The sequence below is a fragment of the Amycolatopsis solani genome (genome assembly GCF_033441515.1).
In the GTDB taxonomy this organism is placed as follows: domain Bacteria; phylum Actinomycetota; class Actinomycetes; order Mycobacteriales; family Pseudonocardiaceae; genus Amycolatopsis; species Amycolatopsis solani.
In genome coordinates this window covers 1,141,943-1,161,906 of sequence record NZ_JAWQJT010000001.1, presented here as the reverse complement: position 1 = coordinate 1,161,906, position 19,964 = coordinate 1,141,943, and the positions used below count along the sequence as shown (strand labels likewise).

Sequence of the window (19,964 nt, the reverse complement as noted above, 5' to 3'; positions counted from 1 at the left end):
TTCGGGCTCGTCTGGTGGCGATGTCCCGCTGAGGGTGCGCAACCAGCGCCACGTGCACACGTTAACGTAAACGACCGCAGGAAAGCAGCGGCCGGAGTGGTCGGATTTTCCCGCACCGTGACAAGGGCGTCACCCAGGGTTCGGCGCGGCTTGAGAGGAGCTTGCGTGGAGATGCGCGAAGGACCGGACGACGACCGGCGCAGACACCCCGGGCAGCGGCCGATGCCGCCGCGTCGCCCCGCCACACCCCCGCGCGGCCAAGTGCCGCCCCGGCCGCCGCAGCGCGGCCCCCAGGGCCAGCCGCCCCGGCGTTCGCCGGCCCCGGCGCCCCGCCGCTACGCGAGCCCGCCGCCGCCCGGCGCGAGCGAGGAGACCGTGGTGTTCGCCCCGGTCGGCAAGGGTGGCGCCGCGACCAAGGAGAAGCCCGCCCCGCCTCCGCTGGGCAAGGGCGGCGTCGCGATCCGGACCGCCGGCGAGGTCCTGATCACGCTGGGCCTGGTCGTGCTGCTGTTCATGGTCTACGAGCTCTACGTGACCGACCTGTTCTCGGCGGGCAAGCAGTCCGAGGCGAGCGACCAGCTCGACGGCGAGTGGGCGCACGACCGGACGCTGCACCCCGAGCTGATCGACGGCAAGGCGTTCGCCCGCATCCACATCCCGACGTTCGGCGTCGACTACAACTTCACCATCCAGGAAGGCACCGACGAGGCCGCGCTGGAAGTCGGCCCCGGCCACTACAAGGGCACGTCGCTGCCCGGCGAGCCCGGCAACTTCGCCGTGGCCGGCCACCGCGTCGGCAAGGGTGCCCCGTTCAACGACCTGGACAACCTCTCCTCTTGTGACCAGATCGTTATTGAGACCTCGACCGACTTCTACATCTACAAGGTGCTGCCCTACGACGACGAGGTCGAGAACTGGGCGGGCACGAAGGGCGCCGACCCGAAGTGCAAGGGCGTCTCGACGCTGCGCGACCCGAACGCCGAAGACGGCGGCGCGTACAGCGAGACGTTCGGCCGCAAGGTCGTCCTGCCCAGCCAGGGCACCGCGGTGAACCCGGTTCCGTACAAGGACGCGGAGACGCTCCCGAAGGCCCAGCAGGCGGCGCTGCTCACGCTCACGACCTGCCACCCGCAGTTCTCCGCCCGCGAGCGGCTCATCATCACCTCGGTGCTGACCCAGCAGGTGCCGAAGAACCAGGTCAAGGACTACGGCGACCTGCTTTCGAAGATCGGGGAGGCCTGATGTACGCCTGGCTCTGGGGAAAGTTCCCCGGTCCGTTCGCGGTGAAGCTGTCGATCGCCGTGGTCCTCGTGCTCGGCGTGGTCGCCCTGCTGATGTTCGTGGTGTTCCCGTGGCTGGAGCCGCGGCTGTGGTTCAACGAGGTCGCGGTCAACTGAAGACGCGGGGGAAGCACCGCCACGACCCGCCGCCGGAAGACCCGTGGAACGAGATCGGGCCCCGGCTGTGGCTGGGCGGACACGTCCGGACGGGCGCCGCGGGGGAGGAACCCGTCGTCGTCCGGCGGGAGTTCGAGCTCGTGCTGAGCCTGTACCAGCGGGAGGGCCACGGCCCGCCGCCCGACATCGAGCACCACGTCGCCGAGCTCCCGGACGGGCCGCTGACCGGGGCGCAGATCGCCGAGGTCGAGCGCTTCGCCGGGCTCGCGGCCGACGCGGTTCGCGCCGGCCGCCTGACGCTCGTGCGCTGCCACACCGGGCTCAACCGATCCGGCCTGGTCGGCGCGCAGGCGCTCGTCGAACTCGGGCTCGGCGTGCCGGCGGCCATCGAGCGGATCCGGCAGCGGCGCTCGCCGCGGGCGTTGCACAACCAGCTCTTCGTGCAGTACCTCGAGAGCGGGTTGCCGACCGCGCGGCTGCTCGCGGAGCTCGACTCTTGAGGTTCGGCGTCTTCCTGGTCAGCGGCCGCTTCCCCGGCCAGTCGGACGGCGACGTCCTGCGCCGGTCCGTCCGCGCGGCCGAGCTGGCCGAAGAGGCGGGCTTCGACGACGTCTGGTTCGCCGAGCACCACTTCCTGCCCTACGGCGTCTGCCCGTCGGCGATCACGCTGGCCGGCCACGTGCTCGGGCGGACGTCGCGGATCGGGGTCGGGACCGCGGTGAGCGTCCTGTCGACGACGCACCCGGTGGCGCTGGCCGAGCAGTGGGCGATGCTCGACGCCGTTTCCGGCGGACGGCTGCGGCTCGGCGTCGGGCGCGGTGGCCCCTGGCAGGACCTCGAGGTCTTCGGCACCGGGCTGGACCGCTACGAGACCGGCTTCGAGGAGACCCTCGACGTCTTCCTGCGGGCCACCACCGGCCGGGTGCACGCGGAAGGGCGGCACTTCGCCTTCCGGGAAGTGCCCGTCGTACCGAGCCCCGAACGGCGGGCGGACGTCGTCGTGGCCTGCGGCGGGCCGACGTCGGACGCCGTGCGCCAGGCGGCGGCCAGAAACCTGCCGCTGCTGCTCGGCCTGCACGCGGACGACGAGGAGAAAGCCAAAACCGTCGCGGCCTACGGGAAGCCCGCGGACCACGTCTCGACCGTGCTCTGCCAGGTGGGCGACGCCGACGTCGTCCGGGAGGCGCTGCCCGCGTGGCTGAAGGACGGGCTGGGTGCGCACGTCACGGTCGACGGGCGGCCGGGGCCGTCGCGGGATCCGGGGGAGTACACCGAACGGCTCTGCGCGATCCACCCCGTGGGGGACCCGGACCACTGCGTGCGGACCCTGGAAACGAGCCTCCGGCGCACCGGCGTCTCCCACGTGCTGATGCTCGTGGAAGCGTCGGGTACGCCGGAGGGCACGTACGCGAACATCGCGCGGATCGGCACCGAGGTGCTGCCCGCGCTGCGGGCTAGCAGTCCCGCAGTTCCGGGCTCTGGTTGAGCAGCTGGCCACGCGGCGAAACGAACGCGCGGTAGCGGTCGCCGTCCAGCTCGGAGTTCTTGAACACCGCGACGCGGTGGCAGTTCTGGAAGGCCAGCTTGACGCCGAAGTGGCGCTCGAGGCCGCCGCGGATCGCGTCCGAGGCCAGTGCCCGCAGCAGCTGACCGCGGGCGGCCTCGCTCGGTGGCGGCGTCTCGTTGTCGGCGAAACCGTCCGCCGCGCCCTCGGCGTCGGCGATGACGCCGGTGATGACCTCCCAGGCGTACGGCAGGGATTCCTTGACGCAGGTGACGAACTCGGCGTCGGTGACCTCCCCGCGCTCGGCCTTCTCCAGCAGCGCGGGTGACACGTCCAGGGACATCGAACCTCCAGTTTGAGCAGGGCCACCCTCTTGGCTACCGGCCGGGTGGCCCGGCCACAAGAGAAAACGATGATCATCACCAATATGGCGGAAGGTCCGGTCACTCCCAGCGAAAGAGCTTCGCCGCCAACGCCGTCCCGGCCACCGCGAAGGCGGCGAGCACGACCAGCTGCAGCGGCTGCACGCCGGTGCCGACCCAGGCGTCCTGCAGCGGCTGCGAACCCGGCGGCACGTAGTCGCCGATCCGGCGGACGACCTCCGGCAGCAGCGGCCGGGGCAGGTACACGCCGCCGAAGAACATGGTCGGCAGGAACGCGACCATCGCCACGCCGGTCGCGGCCTTCGACGTGCGGGCGACGGCGGCCGCGATCAGGCCCAGCGCGAACATCGAGACGACGCCGAGCAGCAGCGTCAGGACGAACGAGAGCGGGTGCTTCGGCAGCGGGACGTCGTAGACGGCGTTGCCCAGCCCCAGCACCAGCGCGATGCCCGCCAGCGCGACCACGACGTGGATGACCAGCTGCGCGCCCAGCAGGTTCGCCGGGTGCACCGGTGTCGTGGCCAGCCGGCGCAGCACGCCCTGCTCGCGGTAGGCGGCGACGGCGGCGGGGATCGACTGCAGCGCGAGCATCGCGAGGCTGACGACGATCAGCGACGGCACCCACGCGTCGATGAACCGGAACCCGCCGGTCTTGTCACTGGGCTCGGTCATACCGGGGATGGCGCCGATCGCGAGCAGCAGGACCGGCGGCAGCAGGACGCCGGCGACCGCCATGAAGGGCGCGCGGAGGAAGAGTTTCGTTTCGGTGGTGGTGATCTTGGCGAAGGTGTTCACTGTGCGCTCCCGGTCAGCGAGACGAACGCGTCGTCCAAAGTGGAGGCTCCGGCCGCGGCGCGGAGCTCGGTCGGGGTGCCGGTCGCGACCACGCGCCCGGCGTCGAAGATCGCGACGCGGTCGCAGAGCCGCTCGGCTTCGTCCATGAAGTGGGTGACGAGCAGGACCGTGACGCCGGTGGCGCGCACGCCTTCGACGAGCCGCCAGGTGTCGCGGCGGGCGTGCGGGTCGAGCCCGGTGGTCAGCTCGTCGAGGATCGCCAGCTCCGGCCGTCCGACGAGGGCCAGCGCGATGGACACGCGCTGCTTCTGGCCGCCGGAGAGCTTCCCGAACGCGCTGCGGGCGTGGTCGCGGAGGTCGAGCTGGTCGAGCAGGACGTCGATGTCCGCCGGGTCCGGGTAGAAGGAGGCGAACAATTCCAGCGCTTCGCGGACCCGCAGCTTCGCGGGCAGCTGGCTTTCCTGCAGCTGGACGCCGACGCGGCGGGTCAGCTCGGCCCGGTCGGCCGCCGGGTCGAGGCCGAGCACGGAGAGCGTGCCGCCGTCGGCCCGGCGCAGGCCCTGGAGGCATTCGACGGTGGTGGTCTTCCCGGCGCCGTTCGTGCCGAGGATGCCGAAGATTTCGCCGCGCTCGACGGTGAAGGAAACGCCGTCGACCGCGACCCGGGTGCCGTAGCGCTTGCGGAGATCGGTGACTTCGATGAGGGGCATGGCACAAAGCTACGAACCGGCCGACGCGTTCGGAATGACGCTGAATCCCCAGCTCAGGTAGCGTTTTGCTGAAGCGGGGGTGGGGCTGGGCCCACCCCTTCCGTGGGGCTTCGGGCAGTGCGCCCGCGCGGGTGGTTCGGCGAGGATCGCGGGGGAAGGAGGTGCCGGGATGACGTACTCGCGGGCTCTCGGCCGGGCGCTGGCCCTCGCCGCGCGGTCCCTGCTGAGCTGGTTCGACGTGCTGGTCGAGCTGATCACGTTCGCGCTGCTCTGCGCCGGGCTGGTGTTCTTCCTCGGTCCCGCGGTCGAATGGGCTCGCGGCCGCGCCACGACGGCCCGTGCGCTCGCCGGGCGCTGGTGCGGCGTCGAAGTCGAGGCGCCGTACCAGCCCGAGCCGCCGGAGCCGGTGCGCGAGCGCGACGGCTGGTACCGCGACGGCAACACGCTCTACAAGCGCGCGTTCTGGATCCGCTGGCAGCGGCGGCTCACCTGGGCGCTGGAGGACCCGGCGGCCGAGCGCGAGTTCGGGTGGCAGCTGGTGAACCCGCTCGTCACGCTGCTGCTGCCGGTCGCCGTGCTGGTCGGCGGGCCGTCGGTGCTGCGCGGCTACGGTCGCTGGACGCGCTGGTGGCTCGGGCCGCGGCCGGTGGTCGAACGCCGGGGGAACTGGCCGCAGCGGCACCTCGAGTCGCTGGGACACCAGATCGGCATCCTCGTGCTTTCCCTGGTGCAGTCCGCGTTCTCGGCGTGGCAGTTCGTCGTCATCGCCACCGCGCTGCCGGTGGCGGCCCCGGTCGTGGTGTGGAGCCGGGCCATCACCGACACGCTGCGCCGCGAAGCCGGGAACTGGACCGGCGTGCGGATCCCCCGCCCGTACCTGCCACCGCCCGGGCTGCCGGTGCCCCGTCCGGACGGGCTCTACCAGGTCGGCAAGCAGCTGTACGAGGAGCCGTACTGGCCGGTGCAGCACGCCCGCCGGCGATGGATCCTGCACGACCGGGCCACCTGGCGCGACCTCGCGGGCGGCAGTCTGATCCCGCTCGTTTCGCTGGCGCTGACCCTGCCGACGGTCGCGTTGCTCGGCTGGGGGCTGGTCGGCGTGGCGACGCTGTGGGGGTGGCGGCTGTTCACCGGCTCCCCGGTCCGCTGGCTCTTCCTGCCCGAGGTGTCGACGCACCTGGGCGCGCTCGCGCAGACCCCGCTGGCGCTGGCGATGATCGTCGCCGGCCTGGCCCCGACCACCTGGCTCGCCCGCCAGCAGGCCCGCTTCGTCAAGGTGTGGCTGGGGCCGACCGAGTCGTCCCGGCTCGCCCGGCGCATCGAACGGCTCAAGCAGACGCGCACCGACGTCACGGTCGCGCAGGCGGCGGAGCTGCGGCGCATCGAGCGCGACCTGCACGACGGCATCCAGTCCCGGCTGGTCGCGATGGGCATGAAGCTCGGCGCGGTCGAAGCGCTGGTGGACACCGACCCGGCCGCGGCGAAACGGCTCGCGGCCGAACTGCGCACGGCGTCGTCGGAGGCGCTCACCGAACTGCGGGTGCTGATCCGCGGCATCCACCCGCCGGTGCTGTCCGAGCGCGGGCTGCTCGACGCCGTGCGCGCGCTGGCGCTGGACAGCCCGCTCAAGGTGCAGGTCACCGGCTCGCTGCCGAGCCGGCTCGAGGAACCGGTGGAGGCCTGCGCGTACTTCACGGTGTCCGAGCTGCTCGGCAACGCGGCGAAGCACGGCGCGAAACGGGCGTCGATCGAGGTTTCCCACGACGAGGACCAGGTGACGCTGGTGGTCACGGACGAAGGCCCGGGCGGCGCGAACCCGGCGCTGGGTTCGGGACTCCGCGGAATCGAGCGCAGGCTCGGCGCCTTCGACGGTAGGTTGACGCTGACCAGCCCGATCGGCGGGCCGACCAGGGCGACCGTGGAGCTCCCGTGTCAGATCGACCCAGAACCGTCGTCGCCGAGGACCAGTACCTCCTCCGAGACGGTTTGACGCACCTGCTGGCGGCGCACGGTTTCGACGTCGTCGCAGCGGTGGGCAGCGGTCCCGAACTCGCCGACGCGTTGCGGGAACACCGGCCCGAGGTGTCCATTGTGGACGTCCGGATGCCGCCGACGAACACCGACGAGGGCCTGCAGGTCGCGCTGGCCGCCCGGCGCGAAGTTCCCGGGCTGCCGATCCTCGTGCTGTCCCAGCACGTCGAGCAGCTGTACGCGCGCGAGTTGCTCGCCGACGGCACGGGCGCGATCGGCTACCTGCTGAAGGACCGCGTGTTCAACGCCGACCAGTTCATCGACGCGGTCCGCCGGGTCGCCGCCGGCGGCACGGTGATGGACCCCGAGGTGATCGCGAAACTGGTGGCGGGCAACGCTTCCGACCCGCTGGCCGCGTTGACGGCCCGCGAGCGCGAGGTGCTCGGCCTGATGGCGGAAGGCTGTTCGAACGCCGCGATCGCGTCGAAGCTGCATTTCAGCGAAGGGGCGGTCGGCAAGCACACGGCGAACATCTTCGCGAAGCTCGGGATCTCGGCTTCGGACGACACGAACCGCCGCGTGCTGGCCGTTCTCGCTTACCTCGGCGCGGACGCCTAGCCGCGCGAAACCCGCGTCATCTCTTCGCGCTCGACCACCTTGATCCGCTCGCGGCCCGCCGCCGAACCGAGCGACTTCTCGTGCGCGTCCAGGCGGCCCCAGCCGTCCCACGTCGTGACGGGGATGCCGCGCGTGGTCAGGAAGTCCAGGATCGCGTCCGGCGACGAGTACTTCGGCTCGGTCAACGTGTCCGCGTCGGCCAGCAGGCTCGCGACGGTCTCCGCCGCGTCGCCCTTCGTGTGGCCGATCAGGCCGATCGGGCCGCGCTTGATCCAGCCCGTCACGTAGACGCCGGGGAGCTGGTTCTCGTCCAGGTCGAGCACCCGGCCCGCCTGGTTGGGGACGACGCCGGCCACGTGGTCGAACGGGACCTCCGGCAGGTGCGACGACAGGTAGCCGACCGCGCGGTAGACCGCCTGGACGTCCCAATCGTGGAACTCGCCCGTGCCGCGCACGTTCCCGTCGCCGGTCAGTTCGGTGCGTTCCGTGCGGAGCCCGGTGACGCGGCCGTCCGCGCCGGTGATCTCCGTCGGCGAGTGGAAGAAGTGCAGGTGAAGCCGCCGCGGCCGGGTGCCGGGCTCGCGGATCGCCCACTCCTGCAGCGTCTTCACGACCATGTCGATCTGCTTGGACGCCCGCAGCGCCGCGATGCTGCCTTCGTCGAACTCGATGTCCTCGGGGTAGACGATGACCTCGACGTTCGGCGAGTGGTCGAGCTCCCGCAGCTCCAGCGGCGTGAACTTCGCCTGCGCCGGCCCGCGGCGGCCGAAGACGTGCACGTCGGTCACCGGACTGGCCTTCAGGCCCTGGTAGACGTTCTCCGGGATGTCCGTGGTCAGCAGCTCGTCCGCCGTCTTCGCCAGGACGCGCGCGACGTCGAGAGCCACGTTGCCGACGCCGAGGACGGCGACCGAAGTGGCCTCGAGCGGCCAGGTCCGCGGCACGTCCGGGTGCCCGTCGTACCAGGAGACGAAGTCGGCGGCGCCGTAGCTGCCGTCGAGGTCGACGCCCGGGATGTCGAGCGCGCGGTCGGCGGCCGCGCCGGTGGAGAAGATCACCGCGTCGTAGAACTCGCGCAGCTCGTCGAGCTTGATGTCGGTGCCGTAGTCGACGTTGCCCAGCAGCCGGATGTTGGGCTTCGACAGCACCTTCTCCAGGGCCGTCACGATGCCCTTGATGCGCGGGTGGTCGGGCGCGACGCCGTAGCGGATCAACCCGAACGGCGCCGGCATGCGCTCGAACAGGTCGACCTGCACCTCGGCGTCAGACTTGTCGAGGATGTCGGCGGCGTAGATCCCGGCGGGACCGGCACCCACCACGGCTACGCGAAGAGATCGGCTCACACCCTCCACCGTAAGTTAGGGTCACCTAACTTAAAATGTGATTTGGCGTACGGTCCACCTGATGGGAGTGGCGGGCGAAGCTTGCCCGATCGGGTGTTGAGGTCATGATCGACTCTTGTTAGCTTCGAAACAGGGGAGGAGCGCCTCCTTTCGACGAGTCGAAAGTGGTGTGGTAATGCTTATTTTTCGACGTCTCATTCGTGTCTTCTTCGTTTTCGCCGTGGCCGCGGGAGTGGTGGGTCCTGGGGTCGCCGCCGCGGCCACGCAGACGACGCCGCACTGCGGGTCGAACATCGTTTGCTGGTACCGCGGCATCAACTTCACCCGCGGCGCCGACGCCTGGACGCCGATCGTGTCCGGCGATTGCCTCTCCTTCGCCGAGAAGGGCGCGGGAGTCGGCGAGTCCGCCGGGAATGGCAGCGATTACCCGGCCCGGTTCTGGTCGAACGGCAACTGCACCGGGATCAACAAGATCGTGAATCCGCAGACCGAAAACCCCAATCTCGGGTTTCAGGCGTTTTCGCTCGGCGGAATCTGACGCGTGGAGGGGTGTCCCGGGGAGCCGGTAAGCTCGGTGCCATGCGCGTCCTCGTCGTCGACAACTACGACAGCTTCGTCTACAACCTGGTCCAGTACCTGGCCCAGCTCGGTGCCGACTGCACGGTCTGGCGCAACGACGTCGTGGACCTCGACCGCGTGCCCGAATTCGACGCCGTGCTGGTCTCGCCCGGCCCCGGGACGCCCGAACGCGCTGGTCAGAGCATGGACGTCATCCGCAAGTGCGCTGAGACGAGTACGCCGATGCTCGGTGTCTGCCTCGGTCACCAGGCGCTCGGCGTCGTCTACGGCGCGACCGTCGACCGCGCGCCCGAGCTGCTGCACGGCAAGACGAGTCAGGTGCGTCACACCGGCGCCGGCATCCTCGAGGACCTGCCGGAGGAGTTCACGGCCACCCGGTACCACTCCTTGACCGTGCTGCCCGAGACCATCAACGAAGACGTCTTCGAGGTCACCGGGCGCACCGAGTCCGGCATCGTGATGGGCATGCGCCACCGCGAGCTGCCGCTGGAAGGCGTCCAGTTCCACCCGGAGTCCGTGCTCACCGAGGGTGGCCACCGGATGCTGGCGAACTGGCTGGCCGCCGCCGGTCACCCCGTCGACCCGGCCCGGGTGGACGAGCTCGAGCGCGCGACCAAGGCGCTCCAGAAGGCCGCCGTTGCGTGATCCGGCTCGCGGGGGTCGGCAAGCGGTACGGGCGTGGTGACTTCGTCCTCCGCGACGTCGAGCTGACCGTCCAGCCCGGGCACGTCCTCGGCGTCCTCGGCGGCAACGGCTCCGGCAAGTCGACGCTGCTGCGGATCATGGCCGGCGTCTCGCAGCCGACCACCGGCGTGGTGACCGGCACCCCGCGGATCGGCTACCTGCCGGACCGCTTCCCGGCCGGCCAGCGCATGGGCGCGCGGGCGTACCTGCGGCACATGGCGCGCATCCACGGGCTCACCGACCTCTCGATGATCGACCCGCTGCTGGACCGGCTGGCGCTCGTCGGCGGCCCGGCCGCGCCGCTGCGCACGCTGTCCAAGGGCAACGCGCAGAAGGTCGGGCTCGCCCAGGCCGTCATGGTGCGCCCCGACCTGCTGATCCTCGACGAGCCGTGGTCCGGGCTCGACGTCGGCACGCACGCGATCCTCGGCGAGCTCGTCGCCGAGACGCGGGCGCGCGGGGCGAGCGTCGTGTTCACCGACCACCGCCCGCAGGTCGTGCACGACCACGCCGACGTCGTGCACCTCATCGAAGACGGCAGGCTGACGGCGGAAAGCGCGGAGCCGACCACCCGGATCGTCCTGCGTGGCGGCGGCACCGGCTGGGACGGCGAGCCCGGCGTGCGGCACGCGGTCGTCGAAGGGGCCCAGGTGGTGCTCACGGTCGAGGTCGCCGCGGTGGACGCGGTGCTGCTGCGGGCGTTGAAGGACGGCTGGTCGGTGCGCGAGGTGGCGCCGTGCTCGCCGTGACCCGCTACTACTTCGTGCTGCTCGGCCATTCGCAGCGGTACCTGCCCGCGCTGCTGGCCTACCTCGCGCTGTGCGTGATCCTCTACTCCGACCCGAATTCGCCGCCGCTACCGCTGTTCGGCGTGAGCGCCGGCGGCCTGCTCGTCGTGTCGTGCTGGCTGACGATCGCCCTGCTCGACATCGAAGACCCGGTCCAGCGGCTGGTGACCCTCAGCCACGCGCGCCAGTGGCGGCGGCTGGTCACCGGCGCGATCCTCGCGGTGCTGGCCTGCTCGCTGGTCCTCACGGTGATCACCGAGGTGTGGTCGGCGCTCAAGTCGTCGAAGGTCCAGCCCTCGGCGCTGGGCATCGGGCTGCTGGCCCACTTCGCGTGCGCGCTGCTGGGCATCGCGATCGCCCTCCCGTGCTCGCGGCTGCTGGTGCACCGGATCGGCTGGACGGTGCTCGCCGCCGTCGTCACGCTCGTCGTCGTGCTGCTGGCGAAGATCCCGCTGGTCCACCCACTGCTGCACGCCCTGACCGACGAGGAACCGGTCGCCGGCCCGCTGGCGCTCGCGCTCGGGACGTCGGTGGTGCTGCTGGCGGTCAGCTACTTCGGTGTCTCGGCGCTGGTTCGCCGACGCTCTTGATTGCAACTTGCAGAATTCAATTTCCGAACCGGGCTTCCTGTCGGACCACGTCGCCGACTAAGGTTCGTGGCCTCTCCGATTCTGGGTGAAGGGAGAACGGGTGACGGCTGGGATCGTCGCGATCACCGTGCCAAACTCCGACGGCGAGCTTCCGGAGCTCGCCGCCTGGCTGCGCGGCGAAGACGAACTCCGCGGCCGCGTCCAGCTGTTCGACGCCGTCGTGGTCGGCGTGACGAGCAACTCCGCCGCCGTCTTCTGCAGCTCCCTCTTCGCGTGGCTGCGGCGCTGCCGCGAAGCCCGCGTCTCCCTGAAGGTCAAACGCTCGGGCGCGGCCGAGGAACTCGAACTCGACTGCGGCCCGGCGAGCGACGCCGAACAGGTGCTCGGCGCTGTCCGGGGATTCCTCGATAAAGGCTGAAGAACGAAAAAAGGCCCCGCACGGCGAACCGTGCGGGGCCTTTTTCGGCTTCGCTAACGAGTGCTCGTCGGCGGGGTGAACGTGAAGCTCGGAATCCCGTTGCCTTCCGACACGTTGACCGTGATGTTCGCGTCCTTGCTGATCTGCGTGCCCGGCTGCTGGCTCTGGCCGGTGATCGTGCCTTCCGGCGCGTTGCTGTTCCGGTCGGCCTTCTCGTTCAGCTTCCCGGTCCAGCCCATGCTCCGCAGCTTTTCCTCCGCCTGGTCGGTGGTCATCCCCACCAGCGTCGGCATCTGGATCTGGTCACTGTTCTCCGGACCGGTCGAGACGGTCAGCGTGATCGTCGAACCCACGGCCAGCGAACCGCCGTTCGGGTTCTGCGTGATGACGCTGTCCTTCGGCACCGAGTCCGAAGCCTGCTCGACCTTCTTGGTCTTGAAGCCCAGCGCGCGCAGCGAGGAGTCGGCCTGCGAGTACGGCTTGCCGGTGAAGTCCTGGACCGACTTGAGCTCCTTGGACTTCGCGACCGTGATCTGCACGCTGGTGCCCTCGTCGACCTCCGACGACGCCGGCGGCGTCTGGCTCTGCACCAGGCCGGCCTGGTTCGGGTCGTCGACCTCGACTTCCTGGACGTCCGTGTTCAGCGTCAGCTTCGCGTCGGTCAGCGCCTTCTCGGCCTGGTCGCGGGTCTTGCCCTTGAGCTCCGGCACGCTGGCCTTACCGGGCGCGACACCGACGTACAGCGTGATCTTCGTGGAGGTCGCGACCTGGACCCCGACCCCCGGGTCGATCTTGATGACGTTGTTGATGTCGTCCTGGGTGCAGGACGGGCTGCCGTCGGTCGGCTGCACGCCGCAGGTGATGTTCTTCGTGTCGAAGGTCTTGAAGCCCTTGCCCATCAGGGTTTCCTTGGCCTGCGGCACCCGCTGGTGCAGCACGTCCGGGATCGCCACCGTGGCGTTGTCGTTGCTCTTGAACGAGCCCGACAGCCACATGATGAGCAGCACCGCGCCGAGCACGAACAACGCGGCCAGCGCGGCGAGGATCGTCCGGCGGCGGCGCTTGGCCTTCGGGTCCTCGTCGTCCGGCTCGGTGTACTCCTCGTAGCGCTGCGGCTGCCGCCGGTCGGAGTTCATGACCTGCGTGCGCTCGTCCTCGGACATCACCATCGGCGCCGCCGGTCGCTGGCCAGAGAGCGTGCGCACCAGGTCCGACCGCATCTCCGCCGCCGACTGGTAGCGGTTCGCCGGGCCCTTGGCCAGTGCCTTCAGCACGACCGCGTCGAGCTCCGGCGCCACCGCCGGGTTCACCGACGACGGCGGGCTCGGGTCTTCACGGACGTGCTGGTACGCGACCGCGACCGGGGAGTCGCCGGTGAACGGCGGCTCCCCGGTGATGAGTTCGTAGAGCACGCAGCCGGCGGCGTAGACGTCGGACCGGGCGTCGACGGACTCGCCGCGCGCCTGCTCCGGCGACAGGTACTGCGCTGTGCCGATCACCGCGGCGGTCTGGGTCATGGCGGACTGGCCGTCGTGCATCGCGCGCGCGATGCCGAAGTCCATCACCTTGACCGCGCCGTTCTTCGTGATCATCACGTTGGCCGGCTTGACGTCGCGGTGCACGATGCCGTGGCGGTGGGAGAAGTCCAGCGCCGCGCAGACGTCGGCCATGACCTCCATGGCCCGCTTCTGCGACATCGGGCCTTCGGTCTTGACGATGTCGCGCAGCGTCCGGCCTTCGACGTACTCCATGACGATGTACGGCAGCGGCCCGAACTCGGCGTTGGCTTCGCCCGTGTCGTAGACCGCGACGATCGCCGGGTGGTTCAGCGCGGCGGCGTTCTGCGCTTCACGGCGGAAGCGCTCCAGGAACTGCGGGTCCCTGGCGAGATCGGCACGGAGGATCTTGATCGCGACTTCGCGGCCCAGGCGCACGTCGTGGCCGTGATGGACCTCGGACATGCCTCCGTAGCCGAGCGTTTCGCCCAGCTCGTACCGGTTGGAGAGCAGTCTGGGTGTGCTCATCTCTGGGTGCCGTTCCATTCCGTCCAAGGTGTGGTCATGATGCCTTGCTGGCCATCGTCGGTCGTGCCGGGAGACTCCGCCGGTAGGACACTCGTAGCGGGCGGCTCTTCCGCGGGCGGCTGTCTGCCCGGGACCACCTGGTTCGTCGTCGTCTGGCCGGTGTGCGGTGGCGAGCCGGAGCTGCCGATCATCTTCGCGATCAGCACGATTCCCGCCACCAGGACAACGAGCAGGATCGCCGCGAGGAGCGCCCACCAGCCCCACTGGGACTTCTTCTTCGCGACCGGCATCATGACCGGCCGCACCGCGGGGCGGGACGGCGGGCCGATGACGACCATGGGGTTCACCGCCGGTGACGGCGGGCCGACGGGCATGTGCTGCTGCTGCGGCGGGACCGGCTGGTGCGGAACCTGTTGCGGCGGCGGCTGTTGCTGCGGTTGCTGCCCGGTCGCGTAGGCGGCGTTGACCAGACCGGACGGCGTCGGCAGCGGTTGCCCGGCGCGGACCGCGGCGACGGCGGCCGCGAACTCGCCGCCGTTGTTGTAGCGCTGCCGCGGATCCTTGACGAGCGTCGCCTCGATCACCGCGCGCGCCGCGGGCGGCACGTCCGGTGGCAGCGGCGGCGCGATGTCGCGGATGTGCATCATCGCGACCGTGACGGCGTTCTCGGAGAGGAACGGCCGGTGCCCGGCAAGGCATTCGTACCCGCACACCGCGAGCGAGTAGACGTCGGACGCCGGCTCCGCCGGGTGCCCGAGCGCCTGCTCCGGCGCGATGTAGTGCGCGGTGCCCATGACCATGCCGGACCGGGTGACCGGGGCCGCGTCCGCGGCCTTCGCCACCCCGAAGTCGGTGATCTTCACCTGGCCGGCCGACGTCACCAGGATGTTGCCCGGCTTGACGTCCCGGTGGACCAGGCCCTGCTCGTGCGCGGCCTGCAACGCGTTGCCCGCCTGCTCGAGCATGTCGAGGGTGAACTCCGCCGACAGCCGCCCGTGCTTGGCCAGCAAGCCGGCCAGCGGGTCGCCGTCGACGAGTTCCATCACGAGGTACGCGATCGACAGGTCGCCGTCGAACACGGTCTCGCCGTAGTCGTGCACCGCGGCGATGCCGGGGTGGTTGAGCGACGCCGTCATCCGCGCTTCGGTCCGGAAGCGGTGGAGGAACTCGGCGTCACCGGAGAGCTCGGCCTTGAGGATCTTGACGGCCACGGTCCGGTCCAGCCGGGTGTCGCTGGCCTGCCAGACCTCGCCCATCCCGCCGACGGCGATCCGGCTCGTCAGCTTGTACCTCTCGGCCAGCAGCTGGCCCGAGGACAGCATCCGCTATCCACCCCCGAGCTTGGCGTTGATCGCGGCACGGCCGATTTCCGCCGCGACCGTACCGCCGGTGGCCGCGAGCCCGCGGTTGCCACCGTCTTCGACGATGACGGCGACCGCGATCTGCGGGTCGTTCGCCGGGGCGAAGGCGGTGTACCAGGCGTGCGGTGCGGTGTTCTTGGAGTCCGTGCCGTGCTCGGCGGTGCCGGTCTTCGACGCGATCTGGATGTCCGGGCGCTTGCCGCCGCCCTTGGTGAAGCCCTCGGAAGCGATCATCATGTCCTTGAGGATCGCGGCGTTCGACGACGAAAGTGCCGCCGTGCCGGTGAGCTCGGTGGGGCTGTAGTCCTCGATGGTCGAGAGGTCCGGGGCCAGCACCGACTGCACCAGCTGCGGCTTCATCGCCATCCCGCCGTTGGCCACGGTGGCCGCGAGCAGGCAGTCCTGCAGGGGCGTCAGCCGGACGTCGCGCTGGCCGATGCCGCTCTGGTAGAGCGCGCCCTGCGAGTCGAGCGGGCCGACGGTCGACGGCGCGACCTTCATCGGCACGGTCAGGTCGGTCTGCCCGATGCCGAAGTTCGCCGCCGTCTTCTTCATCTTGTCCGCGCCGAGCGCGCCCGCGAACTGCGCGAACGGCACGTTGCAGGAGTGCGCGAGCGCGTCCTTGAACGTGGTGCCGGGGCACGCGCCGCCGGCGTAGTTCTCCAGCGTGATGCTGGTGCCCGGGAGCTTCGTGTTCGGCGCCGGGTCGATCGGGGTGTCCGGGCCCTTGCCGTCTTCGAGCACGGCCGCCGCGGTGACGAGCTTCATCGTCGAGCCCGGCGGGTAGGTCTCCGAGATCGCCCGGTTCAGCATGGGCTTCTTCGGGTCCTTGTTGTTCGCGTTCCAGGCGTCGGTCTGCGCCTTCGACGTGTGCGAAGCCAGCTGGTTCGGGTCGTACGACGGCGTCGAGACCATCGCCAGGATCCGGCCGGTCTTGGGCTCCAGCGCGACGACGGCGCCGGTGTAGCCCTTCTGCGTCATCAGGTCGTACGCGGCCTTCTGCACGGCCGGGTCGATGGTCAGCCGGACGTTGCCGCCGCTGGGGTCCCGGCCGGTGACCATGTCCGAGAGCCGCCGCACGAACAGCCGCGGGTCGGAGCCGTTGAGGACGTCGTCCTCGGAGCGCTCGAGCCCGCCGGCGCCGTAGTTGATCGAGTAGTAGCCGGTGACCGGCGCGTACATCGGGCCGTCGGCGTAGGTCCGGATGTACTTGTACTTGTCGTTGGACGGGTCGACGCTGGCCAGCACCTCGCCGTTGGCCTGCGACACGATCTTGCCGCGCTGGCGGGCGAACTCGTCGTAGAGCACGCGGGCGTTGCGCGAGTCGGTGCGGTAGTCGTCGGCCTTCACCACCTGGATGTAGGTGGCGTTGGCCAGCAGCAGGACGACCATCACGAGCATCGCCATGCCGACCTTGCGGAGCGGGGTGTTCATGCCTGCGCGCCCCCGTCCGCCGGCGGGCGCTGCACGAGCACGGTGTGCGCTTCCGCGATCGGCGCCTGCGGCTGCTGCTGCGGCTTCGGGCGCGCGGCCGGCTTGCGGGCGGCGTCGGAGATCCGGAGCAGCAGCGCGACCAGGATGTAGTTCGCGAGCAGCGACGAGCCGCCCTTGGACAGGAACGGCGCGGTGATACCGGTCTCCGGGATGAGTTTCGTGACCCCGCCGACGACGACGAAGATCTGCATGACCATGGTGAACGCGAGCCCGCCGCCGAGCAGCTTGCCGAACGTGTCGCGCACCGCGAGCGCGCTGCGCATGCCGCGCATCGCGACCAGCAAGTACAGCATCAGGACGGCGGCCAGGCCGATGAAGCCGAGCTCCTCGCCGATCGCCGCGGTGATGAAGTCGGTGGCCGCTTCGGGCACCATGTCCGGCCGTCCGGCGCCGAGGCCGGTGCCGCCGACGCCGCCGGTGCCGAGCCCGAACAGGCCTTGGGCGAGCTGGTAACCGCCGCCCGCCTGGTCGTAGGTGGCCAGCGGGTCGAGCCAGTTCGCCACGCGCTGCTGGACGTGCGTGAAGAGGTTGTAGGCGATGATGCAGCCGACGGCGAAGAAGCTGAGCCCGAGGACGACCCAGATGACCCGCTCGGTCGCGACGTAGAGCATCACCAGGATGACGCTGAAGAACAGCAGCGACGTGCCGAGGTCCTTCTCGAACACCAGGATGCCGATGCAGACGAACGCGGCGATGAGGATCGGGCCGAGGTCGCGGGCGCGCGGCAGCTCGACGCCGACGAGCTTCTTGCCCGCCACCATGAACAGGTCCCGCTTCGACACCAGGAACGACGCGAAGAAGATCATCAGCAGGATCTTCGCGAACTCGCCCGGCTGGATCGAGAAGAACGGCAGCTTCAGCCACACCTTGGCGCCGTTGACCTCGGACAGGCTCGACGGCAGCAGCGCGGGCAACGCCAGCGCGACGATCCCGACCAGGCCCGCGGTGTAGCCGTAGCGGGTCAGCGTGCGGTGGTCGTTGACCACGATCAGCACGACGACGAAGAACACCAGCGAGATCACCGTGAACAGCACCTGCGCGGTGACGGCCGGCGTGTAGTCCTTGCCGTTCTGCACGGCCCGCTCGGCCAGCGCCAGGTCGATCCGGTGGATCATCACCAGCCCGATGCCGTTCAGCAGCGCGACGCAGGGGAGCAGCACCGGGTCCGCGTACGGCGCCCACTTGCGGACGGCGAGGTGGGCGGCGGTCAGCACGCCGAGGTAAGCCAGCCCGAGCCAGAGGATCGACGCCGTGAGTTCCTGCTCCTGGTTCGCTTCCACCAGCACCAGTGCGATCGTGACGATGACCGCGGCGAACCCCAGCAGCACGAGCTCGGTGTTGCGGCGGGTCGGGACCTCGCGCGGCGGGTTCGTCTGGAACTGCGCGGCGAGCGGTTCGGCGGAACGCGCGACGGGCTGGCCCATCAGTTACCGCCTCCCGTCGTCGGTGCCGTCGAACTCGGCGTCGAGCAGTCCCTCCCCGCTGGCTGGTTCGCCGACGATGGAGCCGTGGAACCGGCCGGGACCGACGGGGTGGTCGTCGGTGTGACCGGGTTGGTCGGCGTCGACGGGGTCTGACCGCCCGTCGGCGCGCAGTTGTTCAGGCGCTTGTGCAACTGCAGGAAGTCGTCGATGTACTTCCGGGCGTCGTCGAGGCTGTCCTTCTTGACGCCGTTCTGCACGGCGAGCCGCGCGTCCTCCTGGAGCTGGTTGACGCGCAGCTTGTCCGTGCACACCTGGTTGGGCGGGCAGGAGCCCTGCTCGTAGGTGTGCAGGTCGATCCCGAGGATGCTGCCGGGGACGCCGCGGTAGATGACGACTTCCTCGTCCGCACCTTCGCCGACATAGTACTGACTCAGCACGAAGTACCGGGTGGCGATGGCGGCCGCGGCGAGCACGACGAGGACGACCAGCGCCCCGGCCAGCCAGCGGAACCGCTTCCGGCGCTTGGCTTTCGGGTCTTCGCTCGGCTGCGGCAGTTCCGGGCGCTGCTGCGGTGGCGGCTGGGTCAGCGCCCTGGCCCGCGCCGCGGGCGAGTCGCCCTGGTGCAGCTCGTCGCTGCCGTCCCCGGCGGCGCCGCCCACGATGGGCGCGTCCTCGCCGAAGTCGACGTCGACCACGTCGGCGATGATCACGGTGACGTTGTCGGTACCGCCGCCCTTGAGCGCCAGCTCGATCATCCGGTCCGCGCACTGCTGCGGGTCCGGGATCTGCACGGCCTCGGTCAGCGTCTCGTCGCTGACCATGCCGGACAGGCCGTCCGAGCAGATCAGGTACCGGTCGCCGGCGCGGGCCTCGCGCACGGTCAGGCTCGGCTCGACCTCGTGCCCGGTGAGCGCCTTGAGCAGCAGCGACCGCTGCGGGTGCACCGCCGCCTCTTCCGGCGTGATGCGGCCCTGTTCGAGGAGTTCGTTGACGAAGCTGTCGTCGCGCGTGATCTGCGCGAACTGACCGCTCCGGAGCAGGTAGGCCCGCGAGTCGCCGACGTGCACCAGCCCCAGCCGGGTGCCCGCGAACAGCACCGCGGTGAGCGTGGTGCCCATGCCGTCGAGATCGGGGTCCTGCGAGACGAGTTCGGCGATGGCGGCGTTGCCGTTGGCCACCGCTTCCCGCAGTTGGGCGAGCAGGTCGTCGCGGGGTTCGTCGTCGTCGAGCGGCGCGAGCGAGGCGATGACGACCTTGCTGGCCACCTCACCCGCCGCGTGGCCACCCATACCGTCGGCGAGCGCGAGCAGGCGAGGGCCGGCGTACACGGAGTCCTGGTTGCTCGAACGCACCAGGCCCCGGTCGCTGCGGGCTGCGTAGCGGAGGACGAGAGTCATGGGCGAAGCTCGATCACCGTCTTGCCGATCCGGATGGGGACTCCGAGCGGGACCCGGAGGGGTGCAGTGACCTTAGCCCGGTCGAGATACGTCCCGTTCGTCGAGCCCAGATCTTCCACGTACCAGTCCTCACCGCGCTGGGCGATCCGGGCGTGCCGGGTCGACGCGTAGTCGTCGTCGAGCACCAGCGTGGAGTCGTCGGCACGGCCGATCAGGATCGGCCGCCCGTCCAGCGCGATGCGCGTCCCCGCCAGTGCGCCGTGGGTGACCAGCAGCTGCTGCGGGGACTTGCTGTTGCGCGGCTTCTTCTCTTTCTTGCGCCCGAAGGTCGGCACCTGGACGCGCATGCCCGACGCCGCGTAGAGGTCCGAGCGGACGACTCTGAGCGCGGCGAACACGAAGAGCCAGAGCAGCACGAGGAAGCCCACCCTGGTGAGTTGTACGACCAGCTCTGGCACTTGGTGTGTCCGCTCCCGACTCGTCC

Annotated in this window: 21 protein-coding genes; 11 read left to right on the top strand and 10 right to left on the bottom strand. The window is 70.4% G+C overall.

Annotation, left to right across the window (positions count from 1 at the left end):
- Positions 1–171: 171 nt before the first annotated feature.
- From SD460_RS05905 to SD460_RS05890, 4 genes are read left to right on the top strand one after another with little or no spacing between them, the layout of a single operon-like run.
- Positions 172–1,242, top strand: coding sequence for a class E sortase (locus SD460_RS05905; RefSeq protein WP_318306545.1), 1,071 nt, complete (start codon positions 172–174; stop codon positions 1,240–1,242).
- Complete coding sequence (locus tag SD460_RS05900; RefSeq protein WP_290052087.1) at positions 1,242–1,397, top strand: hypothetical protein; 156 nt, start codon at positions 1,242–1,244, stop codon at positions 1,395–1,397. The genes SD460_RS05905 and SD460_RS05900 overlap by 1 nt, the downstream gene beginning before the upstream one ends.
- Positions 1,370–1,897, top strand: a complete 528-nt coding sequence (locus SD460_RS05895; protein WP_290052085.1) for a protein-tyrosine phosphatase family protein — start codon at positions 1,370–1,372, stop codon at positions 1,895–1,897. Before SD460_RS05900 ends, SD460_RS05895 begins: the two co-directional genes overlap by 28 nt.
- Positions 1,894–2,883: an LLM class flavin-dependent oxidoreductase gene (locus tag SD460_RS05890; protein WP_290052084.1), complete on the top strand. Its 990-nt coding sequence runs from the start codon at positions 1,894–1,896 to the stop codon at positions 2,881–2,883. Before SD460_RS05895 ends, SD460_RS05890 begins: the two co-directional genes overlap by 4 nt.
- Here the strand turns inward: SD460_RS05890 and SD460_RS05885 are convergent.
- From SD460_RS05885 to SD460_RS05875, 3 genes are all read right to left on the bottom strand, one after another.
- Positions 2,852–3,244 (bottom strand): SCO5389 family protein, encoded by a 393-nt coding sequence (locus SD460_RS05885; protein ID WP_257922765.1) that lies wholly within the window; start codon positions 3,242–3,244, stop codon positions 2,852–2,854. The two genes, SD460_RS05890 and SD460_RS05885, sit on opposite strands and share 32 nt — an antisense overlap.
- A gap of 100 nt (positions 3,245–3,344) precedes the next feature.
- Positions 3,345–4,079 (bottom strand): ABC transporter permease, encoded by a 735-nt coding sequence (locus tag SD460_RS05880; protein WP_290052079.1) that lies wholly within the window; start codon positions 4,077–4,079, stop codon positions 3,345–3,347.
- Complete coding sequence (locus SD460_RS05875; protein WP_290052078.1) at positions 4,076–4,789, bottom strand: ABC transporter ATP-binding protein; 714 nt, start codon at positions 4,787–4,789, stop codon at positions 4,076–4,078. The genes SD460_RS05880 and SD460_RS05875 overlap by 4 nt, the downstream gene beginning before the upstream one ends.
- Before the next feature lie 169 nt (positions 4,790–4,958).
- Here SD460_RS05875 and SD460_RS05870 point away from each other — a divergent pair, with 169 nt between their 5' ends.
- Together SD460_RS05870 and SD460_RS05865 are read left to right on the top strand one after the other, a co-directional pair.
- Positions 4,959–6,779: a sensor histidine kinase gene (locus tag SD460_RS05870; RefSeq protein WP_290052076.1), complete on the top strand. Its 1,821-nt coding sequence runs from the start codon at positions 4,959–4,961 to the stop codon at positions 6,777–6,779.
- Positions 6,719–7,378, top strand: a complete 660-nt coding sequence (locus SD460_RS05865) for a response regulator (protein WP_290052073.1) — start codon at positions 6,719–6,721, stop codon at positions 7,376–7,378. The genes SD460_RS05870 and SD460_RS05865 overlap by 61 nt, the downstream gene beginning before the upstream one ends.
- On the opposite strand, the gene SD460_RS05860 is transcribed toward SD460_RS05865, so the two are convergent.
- Positions 7,375–8,694, bottom strand: coding sequence for an FAD-dependent oxidoreductase (locus SD460_RS05860; RefSeq protein ID WP_290052090.1), 1,320 nt, complete (start codon positions 8,692–8,694; stop codon positions 7,375–7,377). The two genes, SD460_RS05865 and SD460_RS05860, sit on opposite strands and share 4 nt — an antisense overlap.
- A gap of 202 nt (positions 8,695–8,896) precedes the next feature.
- Here SD460_RS05860 and SD460_RS05855 point away from each other — a divergent pair, with 202 nt between their 5' ends.
- The 5 genes from SD460_RS05855 to SD460_RS05835 all read left to right on the top strand — a co-directional run bounded on the left by SD460_RS05855 (position 8,897) and on the right by SD460_RS05835 (position 11,780).
- The gene (locus tag SD460_RS05855) at positions 8,897–9,259 is read left to right on the top strand and encodes a hypothetical protein (RefSeq protein ID WP_290052071.1); all 363 of its coding nucleotides are present in this window, start codon (positions 8,897–8,899) and stop codon (positions 9,257–9,259) included.
- A gap of 41 nt (positions 9,260–9,300) precedes the next feature.
- Positions 9,301–9,945, top strand: a complete 645-nt coding sequence (locus tag SD460_RS05850) for an aminodeoxychorismate/anthranilate synthase component II (protein WP_290052069.1) — start codon at positions 9,301–9,303, stop codon at positions 9,943–9,945.
- Positions 9,942–10,733, top strand: coding sequence for an ABC transporter ATP-binding protein (locus SD460_RS05845; protein ID WP_290052066.1), 792 nt, complete (start codon positions 9,942–9,944; stop codon positions 10,731–10,733). The genes SD460_RS05850 and SD460_RS05845 overlap by 4 nt, the downstream gene beginning before the upstream one ends.
- A complete protein-coding gene (locus SD460_RS05840; protein WP_290052065.1) occupies positions 10,721–11,362 on the top strand; it encodes a hypothetical protein in 642 nt (213 codons plus the stop codon). Before SD460_RS05845 ends, SD460_RS05840 begins: the two co-directional genes overlap by 13 nt.
- A 100-nt stretch (positions 11,363–11,462) precedes the next feature.
- Positions 11,463–11,780: an effector-associated constant component EACC1 gene (locus tag SD460_RS05835; protein ID WP_290052064.1), complete on the top strand. Its 318-nt coding sequence runs from the start codon at positions 11,463–11,465 to the stop codon at positions 11,778–11,780.
- Positions 11,781–11,833: 53 nt separating this feature from the next.
- Here SD460_RS05835 and pknB read toward each other — a convergent pair whose 3' ends face one another.
- Genes pknB through SD460_RS05805 form a run of 6 tightly spaced genes read right to left on the bottom strand, consistent with a single transcriptional unit; the run spans position 11,834 to position 19,938 of the window.
- Positions 11,834–13,804 (bottom strand): Stk1 family PASTA domain-containing Ser/Thr kinase, encoded by a 1,971-nt coding sequence (gene pknB, locus SD460_RS05830; protein ID WP_290052061.1) that lies wholly within the window; start codon positions 13,802–13,804, stop codon positions 11,834–11,836.
- Positions 13,801–15,126 carry a serine/threonine-protein kinase gene (locus SD460_RS05825; RefSeq protein WP_290052060.1) on the bottom strand — a complete coding sequence of 442 codons (1,326 nt, stop codon included), beginning with the start codon at positions 15,124–15,126 and terminating at the stop codon, positions 13,801–13,803. The genes pknB and SD460_RS05825 overlap by 4 nt, the downstream gene beginning before the upstream one ends.
- Positions 15,127–15,129: 3 nt before the next feature.
- Positions 15,130–16,599, bottom strand: a complete 1,470-nt coding sequence (locus SD460_RS05820; RefSeq protein WP_290052059.1) for a peptidoglycan D,D-transpeptidase FtsI family protein — start codon at positions 16,597–16,599, stop codon at positions 15,130–15,132.
- Positions 16,596–18,083: an FtsW/RodA/SpoVE family cell cycle protein gene (locus SD460_RS05815; RefSeq protein WP_290052058.1), complete on the bottom strand. Its 1,488-nt coding sequence runs from the start codon at positions 18,081–18,083 to the stop codon at positions 16,596–16,598. Before SD460_RS05815 ends, SD460_RS05820 begins: the two co-directional genes overlap by 4 nt.
- Positions 18,083–19,480: a PP2C family protein-serine/threonine phosphatase gene (locus tag SD460_RS05810; protein ID WP_290052056.1), complete on the bottom strand. Its 1,398-nt coding sequence runs from the start codon at positions 19,478–19,480 to the stop codon at positions 18,083–18,085. The genes SD460_RS05815 and SD460_RS05810 overlap by 1 nt, the downstream gene beginning before the upstream one ends.
- Entirely contained in the window at positions 19,477–19,938 is a 462-nt protein-coding gene (locus tag SD460_RS05805) for an FHA domain-containing protein FhaB/FipA (protein WP_003079002.1), read from the bottom strand. The genes SD460_RS05810 and SD460_RS05805 overlap by 4 nt, the downstream gene beginning before the upstream one ends.
- Positions 19,939–19,964: the final 26 nt, after the last annotated feature.